11 protein-coding genes and 1 pseudogene are annotated in these 14,567 nt (G+C 73.2%); all 12 read right to left on the reverse strand.

The genetic code is table 11. The features are described from left to right. Positions 1–157: 157 nt before the first annotated feature. Entirely contained in the window at positions 158–1,330 is a 1,173-nt protein-coding gene (locus ACK1X7_RS43260; protein ID WP_385147987.1) for an anhydro-N-acetylmuramic acid kinase, read from the reverse strand. After that, positions 1,321–2,717 (reverse strand): annotated as a pseudogene (locus tag ACK1X7_RS43265) (MFS transporter). The gene ACK1X7_RS43260 and the pseudogene ACK1X7_RS43265 overlap by 10 nt, the downstream one beginning before the upstream one ends. A 175-nt stretch (positions 2,718–2,892) precedes the next feature. Continuing rightward, entirely contained in the window at positions 2,893–4,149 is a 1,257-nt protein-coding gene (locus ACK1X7_RS43270) for a cellulase-like family protein (RefSeq protein WP_413116556.1), read from the reverse strand. Between the two features lie 210 nt (positions 4,150–4,359). Then, on the reverse strand, positions 4,360–4,650 hold the full coding sequence (locus ACK1X7_RS43275) for a DUF1876 domain-containing protein (RefSeq protein ID WP_385147982.1): 291 nt from the start codon (positions 4,648–4,650) through the stop codon (positions 4,360–4,362). 90 nt (positions 4,651–4,740) lie between these two features. Continuing rightward, positions 4,741–5,352, reverse strand: a complete 612-nt coding sequence (locus ACK1X7_RS43280; RefSeq protein ID WP_385147979.1) for an Rv1733c family protein — start codon at positions 5,350–5,352, stop codon at positions 4,741–4,743. A 54-nt stretch (positions 5,353–5,406) separates the two neighbouring features. Continuing rightward, positions 5,407–5,904, reverse strand: a complete 498-nt coding sequence (locus ACK1X7_RS43285; RefSeq protein WP_385147976.1) for a carboxymuconolactone decarboxylase family protein — start codon at positions 5,902–5,904, stop codon at positions 5,407–5,409. Beyond that, entirely contained in the window at positions 5,901–6,743 is an 843-nt protein-coding gene (locus tag ACK1X7_RS43290; RefSeq protein ID WP_385147973.1) for an aminotransferase class IV, read from the reverse strand. The genes ACK1X7_RS43285 and ACK1X7_RS43290 overlap by 4 nt, the downstream gene beginning before the upstream one ends. A gap of 110 nt (positions 6,744–6,853) precedes the next feature. Continuing rightward, positions 6,854–8,131, reverse strand: coding sequence for an FAD-dependent oxidoreductase (locus ACK1X7_RS43295; protein WP_413116955.1), 1,278 nt, complete (start codon positions 8,129–8,131; stop codon positions 6,854–6,856). A gap of 1 nt (position 8,132) precedes the next feature. Beyond that, positions 8,133–9,722 carry a class I adenylate-forming enzyme family protein gene (locus tag ACK1X7_RS43300; protein ID WP_398161538.1) on the reverse strand — a complete coding sequence of 530 codons (1,590 nt, stop codon included), beginning with the start codon at positions 9,720–9,722 and terminating at the stop codon, positions 8,133–8,135. A gap of 72 nt (positions 9,723–9,794) precedes the next feature. Beyond that, a complete protein-coding gene (locus tag ACK1X7_RS43305; RefSeq protein WP_385148005.1) occupies positions 9,795–11,357 on the reverse strand; it encodes an AMP-binding protein in 1,563 nt (520 codons plus the stop codon). A gap of 56 nt (positions 11,358–11,413) precedes the next feature. After that, positions 11,414–13,738, reverse strand: coding sequence for an aminodeoxychorismate synthase component I (gene pabB / locus ACK1X7_RS43310; protein WP_413116557.1), 2,325 nt, complete (start codon positions 13,736–13,738; stop codon positions 11,414–11,416). Between the two features lie 78 nt (positions 13,739–13,816). After that, positions 13,817–14,413, reverse strand: coding sequence for a hypothetical protein (locus tag ACK1X7_RS43315; protein ID WP_385148002.1), 597 nt, complete (start codon positions 14,411–14,413; stop codon positions 13,817–13,819). Between the last annotated feature and the right edge of the window lie 154 nt (positions 14,414–14,567).

The following is a 14,567-nucleotide window of genomic DNA, read 5'->3' on the forward strand; positions in this document are numbered from 1 at the left end:
GGATTCCGCCACGTGCCCCCGTCCCCCCGTCGGCCCCCCGTCGGCAACTCGTGGGGTCTTTACCCACGTTCGCCCCTTCTATAGCCGACCGTTCCCAACGTACCCCGAGTACGGCCGATGCCGACATCCCCTTTACCGGCCACGCGCCGCCGATCGCTCAGCGGCGGAAGATCTCCAGCCGGGTGGGCGCCGGCCGGCCCGGTGCGGGCAGGGTGAGGCCGCGGCGCCCCGGGGTGATCGACCCCAGCACGCTGGCATGGCGGGCGCCGGTGCAGCTCGGTGCCGCACCGGCCAGCCCATGGGCGGTCAGAAAGGCGAGGACGGCGAAGGCGTACGCCTCCTTCGCCGCCGCCGGAAGGCCGAGTTCATCGGAGGTCCGCAGCCCGATGGTGCCCAGCGCCCGGCGCAACGCCCCCATCAGGGTGGGGTTGCGGGTGCCGCCGCCCGAGGCGATCACCTCGGTGGCGTGCACCGACCGCACCGCGTCGGCGACGGTACGGGCCGTCAGCTCGGTGACGGTGGCGACCACGTCATCGTCCGGCACCGGGCCCGCGGCGGCCAGGGCCGCCCGCAGATAGGAGCCGTGGAACAGCTCCTTGCCGGTCGTCTTGGGCGCGGGCAGCGCATAATACGGCTCGGCCAGCAGCCGTTCCAGCAGCGGCTCGTGGACGGTGCCGCGCGCCGCCATGGCGCCGTCCGCGTCATGGTCCAGCCGGCCGCCCGTCAGATCGCCGACCGCCGCGTCGATGAGCGCGTTCGCCGGGCCGGTGTCGAAGGCCAGCGGATCGCCGGCGCTCGACACCACCGTGATGTTGGCGATCCCGCCCAGGTTCAGGGCGGCGCACACACCGGGGCGCCCGCGCAGCCACAGGGCGTCCACCAGGCTGACCAGGGGAGCGCCCTGGCCGCCCGCGGCCACATCACGGGTGCGCAGATCGGAGACGACGGGGCGGCCGGTGGCCTCGGCGATCCAGGCGGGCTGGCCGAGCTGTAGCGTCCCGTGCACCCGCCCGCCCTCGGTCCAGTGGTACACCGTCTGACCGTGGGAGCCGATGAGGTCCGCGCGGCCCTCGCACAGCTCCCGGTCGGCGCGGGCCGCGAGCGCGGCGAACGCCTGGCCGATACGGGTGTCGAGCGCGCACACCTCCTTCATGGTGGTGGCCGCCGGGGGCAGCGCGGCGCTCAGCGCCGACCGCAGCGCCTCCGGATACGCCTCGCCGACCATCCCCAGCGGGGCCAGCACCACGGTGTCGCCGTCCAGCACCAGATCGGCTGCCGCGGCGTCGACCGCGTCATGGGATGTGCCCGACATCAGACCGATCACGCGCATGGTGTCTCCTCCTCCGTCTCGACGGCCTTCCCCGCCCGCGCCACCTCCGGCAGCGCGCCGCGGTGGTCCTCCTCGCGCAGGGTGAGCAGTGCGAGCACGCTGATGGCGCAGGTCACCGTCACGTAGTAGGCCGGGATGTCGACCTCGCCGGTGTGCTTGATCACCTCGGTGATGATGAGCCCCGCGCATCCGGAGAACACCGCGTTGGACAGCGCGTACGCCAGCCCGAGACCCGTGTAGCGGACCCGGGTCGGGAACATCTCGGCGAGCATGGCCGGACCCGGGCCCGCCATCAGGCCCACCACCACGCCCGCGACGAACACCGCCGCTCCCTGGACCCACGCCGAACTGCCCGGCTCCTGCAACACATTGAGCAGCGGAAGGCCAGCACCGCCACCAGCGCGGCCCCGGTCAGCATCACCGGCCGCCGCCCGATCCGGTCGCTGAGCAGGCCCGCCGGGAGGATGGAGAGCGCGAAGCCCGCGTTGGCGACCACGGTGGCGACCAGCGCCTGCCGGAAGGTGGCGTTCAAGGTGGCCTGGAGATACGACGGCATGACGACCAGGAAGGTGTAACCGGCCGCCGCCCAGCCCATGATGCGCGCGGCCCCCATGACGATGGCCCCGGCCAGCTCACGCGGGTCCGCCACCCGCTCCGGTACGGCGGACGGTGCCCCGGGGCCCGGCGCGGTGCCGGTCTCCCCGTCCGCCGCCGCGCGGAAGAACGGGGTCTCCTCCAGCCTCAGCCGCAGCCACAGCGCGACCAGCCCGATCGGCAGGGTCGCCAGGAACGGCAACCGCCATCCCCAGGCGCCCAGCGACTCCTCGCTCATCACCGTGGCCAGCAGCGCCGCCACACCGGCCCCGGCCAGCAGCCCCAGCGCCACGGTGAACGACTGCCACGCCCCGTAGAGCCCGCGCCGGCCCGGTGGCGCGAACTCCGTCATGATCGACACCGCACCGCCGAACTCCCCGCCCGCGGACAGCCCCTGGAGGATCCGCAACAGCGTGAGCAGCCAGGGCGCGGCCGCGCCCAGCGTGTCGTACGTGGGCAGCACGCCGATGAGCGTGGTGGCGCCGGTCATCAGCAGCAGCACCAGGATCAGCGTGGGCCGGCGGCCGATCCGGTCGCCGATCCGGCCGAAGACGGCGGCGCCGATGGGGCGGAAGAAGAACGCGATCCCGAAGGAGGCATAGGTCTTGACCAGGCCCTCGAGCTCGTTGCCGCCGTGCGGGGTGAAGAAGTTCGCCGCGATGATCGTCGCGAAGAAGCCGTAGACACCGAATTCGTACCACTCGATGAAGTTGCCGACCGAACCGGCCACCAGCGCACGGCGCGGGGCCCGCCCGGTGGCACGCTCGCTTGGGTCCGCTGGGGACGTCGTCACATTCGGGCCCTTTCGCCGTCACCGCCAAGGGGAATGTGATGTGCGTACCCGTTGAGGGCGGCGGCTACCGGTGCGAGCGCGGCTCCAGTGGCGCTCGAGGGCCTGGCGGAACCTGGCGAACGCCTGCCCTCATGACGTGCGTCATCGTCACCGGAGCCGCCTTCGGTCGCGCGCGTCAGCCGCGCAGCACCGCGTTGCACTCCCGCTGGAGTGCGATGTCCTGCCACATCGGGTGCTGGGGCGCCGCGTTGGAGCACACCACCGCGCCCCACGCGCCCACCCGTGCCGACTCCTCGACGGCGCGGCGGCAGAACGCGGCCCCCACCGGGCCCTCCTCGAAGGTCCCGTGCAGCGGGGTGTAGCCGATCCAGCCCTCGCCGAAGACCAGTGGGACCCCGCTCCCGGCCGCCCAGTCCGCGGCCGCCTCGATCCAGGTGGTCAGCCGCTGCTCCATCGCCAGACGGTGCATGGCATAGCGGTCGTACAGCCAGGCGTCCCAGCGGTCGGGGTCGCACCAGTCGTGGACGTAGATCTCCCGGGGGCCGACCGTGGTGGCCTCCAGCCGCCAGCGGTCGCCGGGCGGCGGAGCCCAGTCGGCCAGATCGGGGGCGCCGGGGCGCAGCAGCTCCCGGCGGACCGGCTCCTGGGCGAAGGGGCGGCCCCGGTCGCGGATGGCGAAGGTGGCCAGAAGCTCGTCCAGCACCCCGTAGACGTAGGGGTGGAAGACCGCCACATCCACCTCGCGGGGGACCCCGCGCAGCGAACCGACCGGCACCTTGGCGTAGTTGACCGTGACGGGCCGGTTGGGGTGGCGCTCCTTGAAGCGCGCGATGCCCCGCTCCAGCCGTGGCCGCAGGGCGACGACCTTGTCCTGGCCCGCCAGCCCCTCGGTGAGCCGGCTGCCCTGGACCTCGTTGTGCAGCTCGGTGAAGGCGATCCGGTCGTCCAGACCGTGGATCACCAGGAAGTCGATCAGATCGGCCAGCGCGTCCGCGAGCGCCTCGGGGCGCCGCTCGGGATCGACGGCCATCAGCGCGTCGAACCAGGCGCGGTCCTCGCCGAACGAAGGGCTCTGCTGGTACTCCCAACTGGAGAGGATGACGAAGCAGTCATGGCGCAGGGCCGCCTCGAACAGCTCGCGCAGCCAGGCCCGTCCGTCGATCTCGCCCCCGCCGCCCACGTCGTACCAGCGCATCCGCTGCCCGTACGCGCCGCCCAGGCCCGAGGGCCGCAGCTTGTCCGTGTCGAGCCGGGAGCCGAAGAGCAGGAACGGCATGGCGCAGATGCGCACGGTGTTGTAGCCGCGCGTCACGGCCTCCGCGAAGGCCCGGTCGAGGTCGGAGAAGGGCTCGCCCGGGCCGGTGCGGGTGTACCAACTGAAGTCCCACAGCGAGATGGTCAGTTTGTCCGGCAGATGCGGCGACAGCGTCACAGGGGGCTCCCCGCGGTCGGCGGCTCGGCGATGAGAGTCCGGTTCATCGTCCGGGGGTGCCGAACGGGCTGTCAAGATGTATTCATAAATAATGGCCAGCGCTTGCGGGGGCTGTATTTCGCACCCTTCCTCCAGCCTTCGCCGAGGCCGTCGGCGCCTGCCGGACCTCGCTCCCGAGGTCCGTACTACGGTCGTGTCGGGTCCGGCTCCTCAGGCGATCCAGCCGTAGCCGGGCCGCGGCCTGCGCGAGGCCGGGGGCGCGCCCACGCTCTCCAGATCCCGCTCGGCGGCGTGCTCGAGCTGCTGCGCCAGGTCGCTGAGCGCCCGCGCGGCGGCGAGCTCATCGCCGATCACGGGCACGTCCTCGTCGTCCGGGTTGCACCGGGCCAGTCCCCGGCCGGTGAGCGCCGCGGACCCGGTGTCCAGCTCGACGCGGGCCGTGGTCCGCCCCTCGTCCTCGGAGAGGTAGAGATGGACCCTCCACTCCACTGTGTGCGACATGGTCTGCTCCTCACTTCCGGCGGCCGCCTCTGGTGGCGGTGGCTGATCCCTGGCGGCCGCGCAACCCCGCGGAGGCGGCCGGAGCCCCGCTCAGCGGCGGTTCCGGCCGGACCACGCGGGTTCCACCACCTTCCACTCTGCCTCCCATCGCGCGTATCGCCTGCGGTCCAGGGTCCGCCGGACCCTTGCCCGCCCCGTGAACGCGACCGCGGCCACCGCCGCCGCGGTGACACAGCCGGTGAACCAGCCCATGGTCCGCGCGGTCGCCGGGGAGGAGGGCGCCTGCGCCAGGGCGCCCTCGCGGTTCACCCAGACCCGCACCTCGCCCCCCGAGCCGCCGCCGGACACCGTGGCGGTGCCCGTATGGCGCTCACCGTCGTCGGCGACCCAGCGCACCCGCGCCTGCCGCGGCTCCCGCACATCGGTGTGGTCCGGCCCGGGCGGGGCCTCGGCGAGCCGTGCGGTGATCTGGTGCCGCGCCGAGGTCTCGGCGGCCACGACGCGCATCTGGGAGGCGTGCGCCGCGTACCCCGCGCTGATCGAGGCGGCCGGCAGCCCGACCGCGAGGATCAGCACGAACAGCACGGTGCACCAGGTCTGGATCCGGTCCGTCCGGCGGCGCAGCGGATTGGGACCCCTGGCCGGACGCCCGGGCAGGGGCGGACGCGGCCCGAATACGCGTCGCGGTCCGTGGGTGTTCATGGTCTGGCCTCCAGCGAGTGCTGTCACCGGCGCGCGCTCGCACCGGTGTCGGGGTCAGGAGCGCGGGGCGGGCTGATAGGCGCCGGGCACCATCCGTGCGCTGATCGCCGTGCGGTTGTAGGCGTTGATCACGACGGCGGCCCAGATCACCGCCGTCACCTGCGGTTCGTCGAACACCTCGCGGGCCGCCACGTAGACCTCGTCCGGCACCTGGCCGTCCTGGACCGAGGTCACCGCCTCGGCCAGCGCGAGCGCGGCCCGCTCCCGCTCGGTGAAGAACGGGGTCTCCCGCCAGGCGCCGAGGGTGTGGATCCGCTGCTCGCTCTCGCCCTGGGCGCGGGCGTCCTTGGTGTGCATGTCCAGGCAGAAGGCGCAGCCGTTGAGCTGCGAGGCGCGGATGCGCACCAGTTCCAGCAGCTCGGGCTCGACCCCCGCCGCCCGGGCCGCCCGCACCGCCGCCCGGTGCAGCTCGCCCATCGCGGCGGAGACCTCGGGGGCGAGGCCCTTCAGATCCAGCCGGGCGGTGGTACGCGCCGGGGTGGTCGTCGTCATCGGTGAACTCCGTTCGTCGAAACCAGGGGATCGGAAGCGCCGTCCAGCCAGGACTGCCAGGAGGCGGCGCGCAGCGCCGGGCCCGCCCGCAGCGGACGGCCCAGCCAGGCGGTCACCGGGCGGATTCCGTGCACCGCGTTGACCAGCCACACCTCACGGCCGTCCAGCTCCTGCACGGTGCGGCTGCGGTGCTCGGTGCGGACGCCCAGCTCGGCCGCCCGGTCCTGGAGCAGCGCCGAGGTCACGCCCGCCAGCAGCGGAAGCCCCGGGGGCGGCAGACACAGGACGTCGTCCTCCCACCACAGAACGCTCGCCGTCGTCCCCTCCAGCACCAGCCCGGAGGGGGTGGTGAGCATCAGCTCCTGCGCGCCCCGGGCGGCGGCCCGCTCGCGCAGATGCGCCAGCAGGGGGAGGTCGGGGCCCTTACGGCGGGGATACGACCGCGGATCGAACTCCTCGGTCAGGCATACGGTCACATTGGCCGTCCGCGGCGGCGCCGGGCGTATCCGCAGGAACAGCCGGGCCGGCTCCGGACCGGCCAGCTCGACCCGCGGGAACCAGCGCTCGGTACGGGGCAGGGCGGCGATCGCCTCGCGCCAGAAGCTCTCGATCCGGGCGGGGGAGTCGCCGGACGCCTCGACGCACGCGGCGACGAACCGGCGGCGGTGGTGGTCGAGCCCGCGCACCCGCCCGTCGTCGACCAGCCAGGAGTCGGCGGCCAGCAGGGCGGCGTCCGGCACCGCCCGGGAGGGCGTCAGCCCGCCGTCCTCGCGCCACATCAGCGTCCACTGCTTCTGGTCCGACGCGTCGGCGTGACCGATGTTCTGTGCAGCGACCATGTCCGCTTCCACGTCTCCGTCCCGATGTTGTCCGAAGCTGCTTCCGGTGTTTGCGGTATCCGATGAGTGCTGTCCGGCCGGATTCCTAGCCGCGTTCGCTGGATTGCCGGTCAATAGCCGCGCGCCGGGCCGCCCCGGGGGCCGTAAGGAGCGCGTTCCAGCCACTCCCCGCAGCGGGGGACCACCGGGGCCAGGGTCGCCGCCGCGCGCTGGGCCGCCCGCTTCCACGGCCGGGGCCGCAGATGGTCCAGGGCCGCCCCGGCGGCCTCGCTGTTGTGCAGGGCCGCGCTCCGGCGGGCGGCGGCGTACCCGGCCACCGCCGCGGGTCCCCGCGACGGTTCGGAGCATGCCGCCGACACCGCCTCGGCCGCCGCCACCGCGTCCGCGATCCCGCTGTTCATCCCGCGGGCCCCGAACGGCGGGAACAGATGCGCCGCCTCACCGGCCAGCAGCACCCGGCCCGACGGATCGGCGAACGACCCGGCGACCTTGCGCAGGAAGTGGTACCGCGACACCCACAGCACCCGGTGGGCGCAGTCCTCGCCCACCAGCCGGGGCAGCCAGCGGCGCACCGCCTGCTCGGTGCCGAAGGACTCCGGCGGATCGTCGGCGCGGCACTGGAGATCGATCTGGAAGCCCCCGGTGAACGGCACCCGCAGCACGGTGCGGCCGCCGGTGCCGGGGTGCTCGTAGTGGAAGACCCGCTCGACCGGCAGGTCCCCGCCGGCCGGATCCGCCACGTCCACGACCACGTGGTACCCCTCGGACCGGGTGCCCTCCAGCGGGATGTCCAGCGCCCCGCGCACCCCCGAACGGGCCCCGTCGGCGGCGATCACATGACCGGCCGTCCAGTTTCCGCCGTCCTTCGCGGTCACCGTCACCTCGTCGCCGTCCGAGCGCACCCCGTGCACCTCGGCGTCGAAGCGGAACTCCACGCCCGCCTCCGTGCACGCCTCGAAGAGGAACCGCTCGGTGTCCACCTGGCGCAGACTGGTGAACGCGGGCAGTGCCGCCGCGGCCGCGTCTCCGCAAACCCCCTCGTGGGAAACCCCGTCGCCGGTAATCGCGTCTCCGTAGCCCCCGTCTCCGGCGGCCCGCGGAAAGGTCCGTGCGAACACCTCACGGCCGCGGTAGAGGGTGCGCCGGGTGCGCCAGGTCGTCCCGTACGCCGCGATCCGCGTGCCCAGCCCCGGGCGGGCCCGCTCCAGCAGCCGCAGCGACCGCCGGTGGACGAACAGCGCGCGGCTCCCGGGCCGCACCCGGTCCCGCGCCCCGGCCTCCAGCACCGTGACCGGCAGCCCGGCGGCGCGCAGGGTGAGCGCCGCCGTCATCCCGACCGGCCCGGCGCCCACCACCAGAACCGGCCCGCTCTCCTGCCGCGCCGCCATCTCAGCCACCGACCGGGGCGGTGGACAGGATGGGCAGCTCACCCGCGGCGAGCAGCCGGGCGATCTCCAGCCGCTTGATCTTCCAGGTGCCGGTGCGCGGCAGATCCTCGAAGCGGCACTGCACCGGCTCGGCCAGCGCCCGAAGATCCCCGGTCGCCTCCCGCCAGCGGGCGGGGTCCAGCGGCTGGTCGCCCCGGGTACACACCACCGGCACCGGCTGCCGCTTTGGACCGTGGACGATGACCACCTCCCGGAGGTCGGCGATCCGCGACAGCAGTTCGTCCTCCACCTCCAGATTGCTGTCCACGGTGGAGATCTGGTCCACCTCGCGGTCCAGCAGATACAGCGCGCCCCACCGGTCGCGGTAGCCCATGTCACCCATCCGCCACCAGCCCCGGTCCACCTGCCGGGCGTAACTCTCCGGCGCGCCGAGGTAGGTGAGGATCCGGCCGCGGGTGCGGGCCTCGATGGCCCCCGTCGCCCCCGGCGGGCAGGTGCGGCCCCGCTCGTCCACCACCCGGATCCGGGTGAAGCCGGGGATGCCGGTGCCCACCCGCCGCGCCCGCACCCGGTCCGCGCCCCGCCGGGTGTACCAGCAAAACGCGATGGGCCCGGTCTCGCTCTGCCCGTACAACTGCATCAGCCGGGGGTCGCGGCGCCGGGAGGCGGCGAGCAGCCGCCGTACCGTACGGGGGTGGATGGCGTCGAAGGTGGAGCCGTACGCCCGGACGCTGGACAGTGGCCCGTCCGGCGCGTCGGCCAGCTCCTCCCACAGCACATAGGTGTTGGGATGCGTCTCGACGATGCCGGGGCGGTGTGCCGCCAGCAGCGGACCTGCGTGGGCCGGGTCGGGGTCGACGAGCAGCAGCAGCGGGCTGCCGAAGTGCAGCAGCACACCCAGCAGATGGTAGAAGCGGGAGTGTGCGAACGACATGTGGAGCGCGGCCGGTTCACGGCGGGTGGCCCGGCCCAGCGCCTGCTGGGGCACCAGCCGGTTCCACATGGTGTGCGGGCAGTGCACGGCCAGCTTCGGTATGCCGGTGGTCCCCGAGCTGTGGGTGATCAGCGAGGGCTCACCGGGATGGAGCCGGATGGCCGGGCGGCGCGGTACTCCGGCGAGCGCGGCGAGCGCGGTGGTGTTCCCGGACGCCTCGTCCACCGTCAGCACGCCCCGGGCCAGGGTGGTGTCCACGGCGCTGAGCGTGGACTCCAGCGTCGCCCGGTCGGTGATCAGCCAGGGGGCGTGCAGCCGGTCCAGCAGCACCGCGGCCACCTGTCCCTCCAACGAGGGCGACAGCAGCGCCGGGACCGCGCCGATCCGGGAGACGGCACAGGTCAGCAGCACGATGTCGACGTTGTCGCCCTTGAGGATCGCCACATGCTCACTCGGGCGGACCCCCGCCGACCACAGCCGGGCGGCCAGATCGTCGACCAGATCGGCCAGATCGGTGTACCCGAGGTCGGTACCGGCGTCGGGGGCGACGTCCAGTGGCCGGTCCAGGGTCACCCTGACCCTGCCGTGGCGGGCCGCGGCCTCCTGGAACATCAGCCCCAGATAGAACCCGCGCTCGGGGAGCAGCCGCTGCAACATATCGAGGTCCTCATCGTTCGAAGTCGGTCGGGAGGCCGTGCGCTCGGGCGCGGCCGTTGGGCCCGCGGCGCGTCACCAGCGGCCCGTGCGGACGACATGGCGCCGCAGCTTTCCCGTCGGGGTGCGCGGCAGCGAGGCCACCAGGCGCACGGTGCGCGGCGCCTTGTACGCGGCGAGCCGCCGCCGGGCCAGCGCGATCAGCTCGGCCGTCAGCGTCTCCTCGCCGGCCGCCCGGCCACCCGGGTCGGCCGCCGGTACGACACCCGGGCCGGCCGCCGGTACGACATAGGCGCGCAGCCGGGTCGCGCCCCGCTCGTCGGGGACGGCCGCCACCGCCACCTCCCGCACCGCCGGGTGCTGCCGCAGCACCTCCTCGACCTCCAGCGGCGACACGGTGATCCCGCCGACCATCTCCAGGTCGTCGACCCGGCCCAGATGGCGATAGGTCCCGTCGCGCTCGCGCCGGGCCCGGTCCCGGGTGGCGAGCCAACCGCCGTCCCCCGGGCGGCCGGTGACCACCGTCGGACCCCGCACCCACAGCTCGCCCTCGGCGGTGCCGTCGGCGCCGTCCGCCACCACGGCGCCCTCGTGGTCCCGTAACTCCAGCTCGAAGCGGGGCACCGGACGGCCGAGGGTGCCGGGCACGTTGTCCCATACCGTGTTGGCGCAGAAGGCGTGACCCGCCTCGGTGGAGCCGATCTGCTCCAGCACCGGCGCGCCGAGCAGCTCACCGACCCGCTCACCGAGGGCGGGCGGCAGCCCCTCGCCCGCGCTGACCGCTGCGCGGACGGAGGCGAAGCAGGCCGTGTGGCCGGTGCCGCGCTCGTCCACCAGGGCGGCGTACGAGGACGGCACCGAGTACAGCAGGGTCACCCGGTGCCGGGCCACGAGGTCGTCGATCAGGGCCGGTCCGGGGCGGTCCGCGGTGAGCACGGCGGCCGACCCCGAGAAGAGCGGGAAGGCGACGGCGTTCCCGAAGCCGTAGGCGTAGAACAGCTTGGACACCGAGAACGACACGTCCGCCGGGCCGATGTCCAGCACCTCCTGCCCGACCAGATCGTGATAGGCGGCCATATCGCCATGGCTGTGGGTCACCGCCTTGGGGCGGCCGGTGGTCCCGGAGGTGTACTGGAGGTACAGCGGGGTGGCGGCCGTCACCGGCTCCGCCGCCGGGGCCGGGGCCACCGCGCCCAGCGTGGCGGGCGGACCGGTCAGGGCCGACAGTTGGTCGGCGCCGAGCCAGGGGACGCCGTCGAAGTGGTCCTGGAGTCCGGGGCCCGAGACGGCCAGCGCGGCGCGCGAGTCCTCGGCCATGAAGCGGTGGTCGTCCGCGGTGAGCGCGGGATTGACCAGCACCGCCGTCGCGCCCAGCCGGGCGGCGGCCAGAAACGTGGTCACCCACATGATGCCGTCGGGTAACGCGAGCAGCACCCGGTCGCCGGCCGCCACCCCGCGGCCCGCCAGTACGGTGGCGGCGCGCTCGGCGCGGTCGTGGACCTCGCCGTGGGTCCAGACCCGGTGGCCCTCGAAGAAGGCGGCCCGGCCGGACCAGCCGCGGCGGTCCGCGAGCGCCGCGAGATGCGCGGCCACATTGGCGGAGACCGTGGGGCCGGTGGGCACGGGCGGTGCGGTCATCGAAAGGGCGGTCAACGAAGCGGCGGACACCGATGCGGCGGACACCGACAGGGCGGTCACCGGGTGGGCTCCTGCACCGCGGGGGCCGGTGGCGCCGTGGCGGCGGCCACGAGCAGGTCGTCCATCTCCCCGCCGGGCTCCCCGGTGGGGACCGTCTCCACGGCCTCGTAGGCACGCATGGTGGCGGCCGTCTTCAGCAGCATTTCCTCGTACTCCTCGGCCGGATCGGAATCGAGCACGATGGCGCCGCCCGCGCCGATGTGCATCCGGCCGCCGGTGAACACGGCCGTACGGATGACGATGTTGAGGTCGGCCGCGCCGTTGCAGCTCAGGTAGCCGAGCGCCCCGGAGTAGACACCGCGGGCCTCGGTCTCCAGCGAGTCGATGATCTCCAGCGTGCGCAGCTTGGGGGCGCCGGTCATGGAGCCGCCCGGGAAGCAGGCCCGGACGCAGTCGACGGAGGTCGTCTCCTGGCGCAGCCGGCCGCGCACGGTGGAGACCAACTGGTGGACGGTGGCGTAGGTCTCGGTGTTCATCAGGCGCGGCACATACACGCTGCCCGGTGCGCACACCCGCCCCAGATCGTTGCGGAGCAGGTCCACGATCATCAGGTTCTCGGCGCGGGCCTTGGGACTGGAGGCGAGGGCGGCGAGCGCCCGCGCGTCCTGCTCCGGGTCCCGGCCGCGCGGCGCGGTGCCCTTGATCGGCTTGGCCTCGGTGGTGCCGTCGGGGGTGATGCGCAGGAAGCGCTCGGGGGAGGCGCAGGCCACATCGGTGCCGCCGAACCGCAGATAGGCGGCGTACGGCGCCGGGTTGAACCGCCGCAGGGCCCGGTAGAAGGCGTAGCTGTCGCTCGGGGCGGGCAGCCAGGCGGCGTTGGTCAGGCAGATCTCATAGCTCACCCCGGCGCGCAGCTCCCGCAGACATGCCTCGATCGAGGTCAGATACCGCTCCCGGTCCCGCGCCAGCCAGGGCTCCACGGCGGCCGTGGTGGCCAGGGCGGGCGGCTGCGGGGCGGGGCCGCTGAGCGTCGGCACCCCGCTGAGCACGGTCACGGTGGTGTCCAGCCAGTCCTTCGCCTCCCGGTGGCCGTCGGGGGTGTCCTCGGTGAGGCAGCAGATGTAGGTGACGCCCTCCTGGTGGTCGACCGCGACGAACCGGTCGGCGAACAGCCAGCAGGCGTCCGGGGTGGCGGACCGGTGGCGGCCCGGGGCGCCGCAGTCGGCCTTGAGCTCATAGCCGAAGTAGCCCACATAGCCGCCGGTGAAGTCGAAGGGGAGACCGGGCGCGGTCACGCGGCGGCGGGCCAGCTCCCGTTTGAGGTAGTCGAAGACGCTGCCCTCGACCCGGGCGGCGGGCCGTCCCGCCCGCTCGACCTCGCAGACGCCGGTGTCGGTGTCGTAGCGGACGAACTCGGCGAGCGGGCCCGTGCCGTCCCCGAGGAAGGAGAACCGCGCCTCGCCGGACTCGGCGCGCGAGCTGTCGAGCCAGAACGCGTGCGGCGCCTTCGCGTACAGCCGGGTGAAGGCCGCCTCGGTATCGGTGGCATCGGCCAGCCACCGGGCGTGCAGCCGGTAGGCGGGGCCTTCCGGGGACGTCTGCGCCGGGGCGCCCGGGTCGGGGTCGAGCCGCGCCAGTTCCGCTCGGGGGTCCGCCTCGGGGGCCCGCGGGGAGTCCGGTGCGGCGGGAGGCTCCGGGGCCGGTTCGGCGGCCCTGCGGGCGCGGCGCGGCTCCTCGGCGGAGGCGGAGGCGGAGGCGGGGGCCACGGTCGAGGTCACCGACTCGCCGTTGGCGTGCTCGACGGTCAGATCGCGGAAGTTGCTGAGCATACGGTGGCCGTATCCGGTCAGCACCGACTCCGGGTGGAACTGGACGCCCCACAGTGGACGGGCCCGGTGCCGCACCCCCATCAGCACACCGTCCTCGGACCAGGCGATGCCCTGAAGCCCCAGCGGCAGCGGCTCGGCCACACACAGCGAGTGATAGCGAACGGCCGTGAAGTCCTGCGGCAGACCGCGGAACAGCCCGCGCCCGCCGTGTTTGATCCGGGACAGATGCCCGTGCTTCGGTTCGGGCGCGGGCACCACCCGCGCCTGGGCACCGAGCGCGATTCCCTGGTACCCCAGGCACACCCCCAGCACCGGAATGGTCGACCGCTCGATCAGCCGGGCGGTGGCGCCGAAGTCCCGTGGATCGGCCGGATGCCCGGGGCCGGGGGAGAGCACGATGTTGTCGAACGCGGTCAGATCGATGTCCGCGCATTCCGGCGCGTCATGGAGAAGCACCTCCGGTTCCTCGCCGTTGACCTCGGTCAGCAGATGAAAGAGGTTGTACGTGTACGAGTCGTGATGATCGACGAGGAGTGTCCTCAGCGATTCCATCCGGATTTGCCTCCTTGCGATGAGAAAACCGGTCGGGGATCACCCGCCCCGGTCGTCGGGCCGTGGCGCGTCGCCCACCTACCGGCGAGCGCGCGGGCCGTCGGCTGCCATCCGCCTGTGACGTCCTCGTATCGACTGAAGCGGCGGGTAGAGCCACTTCTTCAGAATCCGCTGGAGCCGTGGCATGACCAGCCAGGTCACCATCGCGGTCACACCAAGACACAGCGCCAGGGTCCGCAGCAGGAAATTGGTGTCCTTGATGAACGGGATCACCAGCACATTGAAGATGAGGACCGGAGGGAACACCGCGCTCAGATTCACCAGCCACAGCTTCCATTTGGGCGGTGGCGGCAGCGGCCGCACCGGCCCGTTGAACCAGTTCTCCAGTCCCGAGGTGCGCTGTGTTCCCTTTTCCTGGACGAAGGGCCCGGTCCGGGACGCCAATCGGGCACGTTCCAGCGAGGAATCCCATGCCCGTGCCGGGCCTTCCGCCTCGAACCGGTAGAGGACATGCCACTCCGAGGAGGCCGAACCGGATCCCATGACCCCGCCTCCGAGATATCCCGGAAGGCTTGCCGCGGCATTGAGCATCTCGATCGCCCAGGCATAGAACTCGCTTTCGCGGCCGGGGTCCACCCGGTATGCGGCAGTCACCGTGACCGGCTCACCGTCCACTCCAGCCGCAACTCCTTTCCGCACCATGACGTTTGCCTTCTCCACCGTGCCGACCTGCGAGAACTGCCAACTTCTCGTCAGGTCCACCCGGCGAGACGACACGAAGTGTTCCACACCGTGCGATCGGGGACAGTGGAATGCTCAACAACGTACA

This window comes from Streptomyces sp. CY-1, assembly GCF_047218265.1.
In the GTDB taxonomy this organism is placed as follows: Bacteria; Actinomycetota; Actinomycetes; order Streptomycetales; family Streptomycetaceae; genus Streptomyces; species Streptomyces niphimycinicus.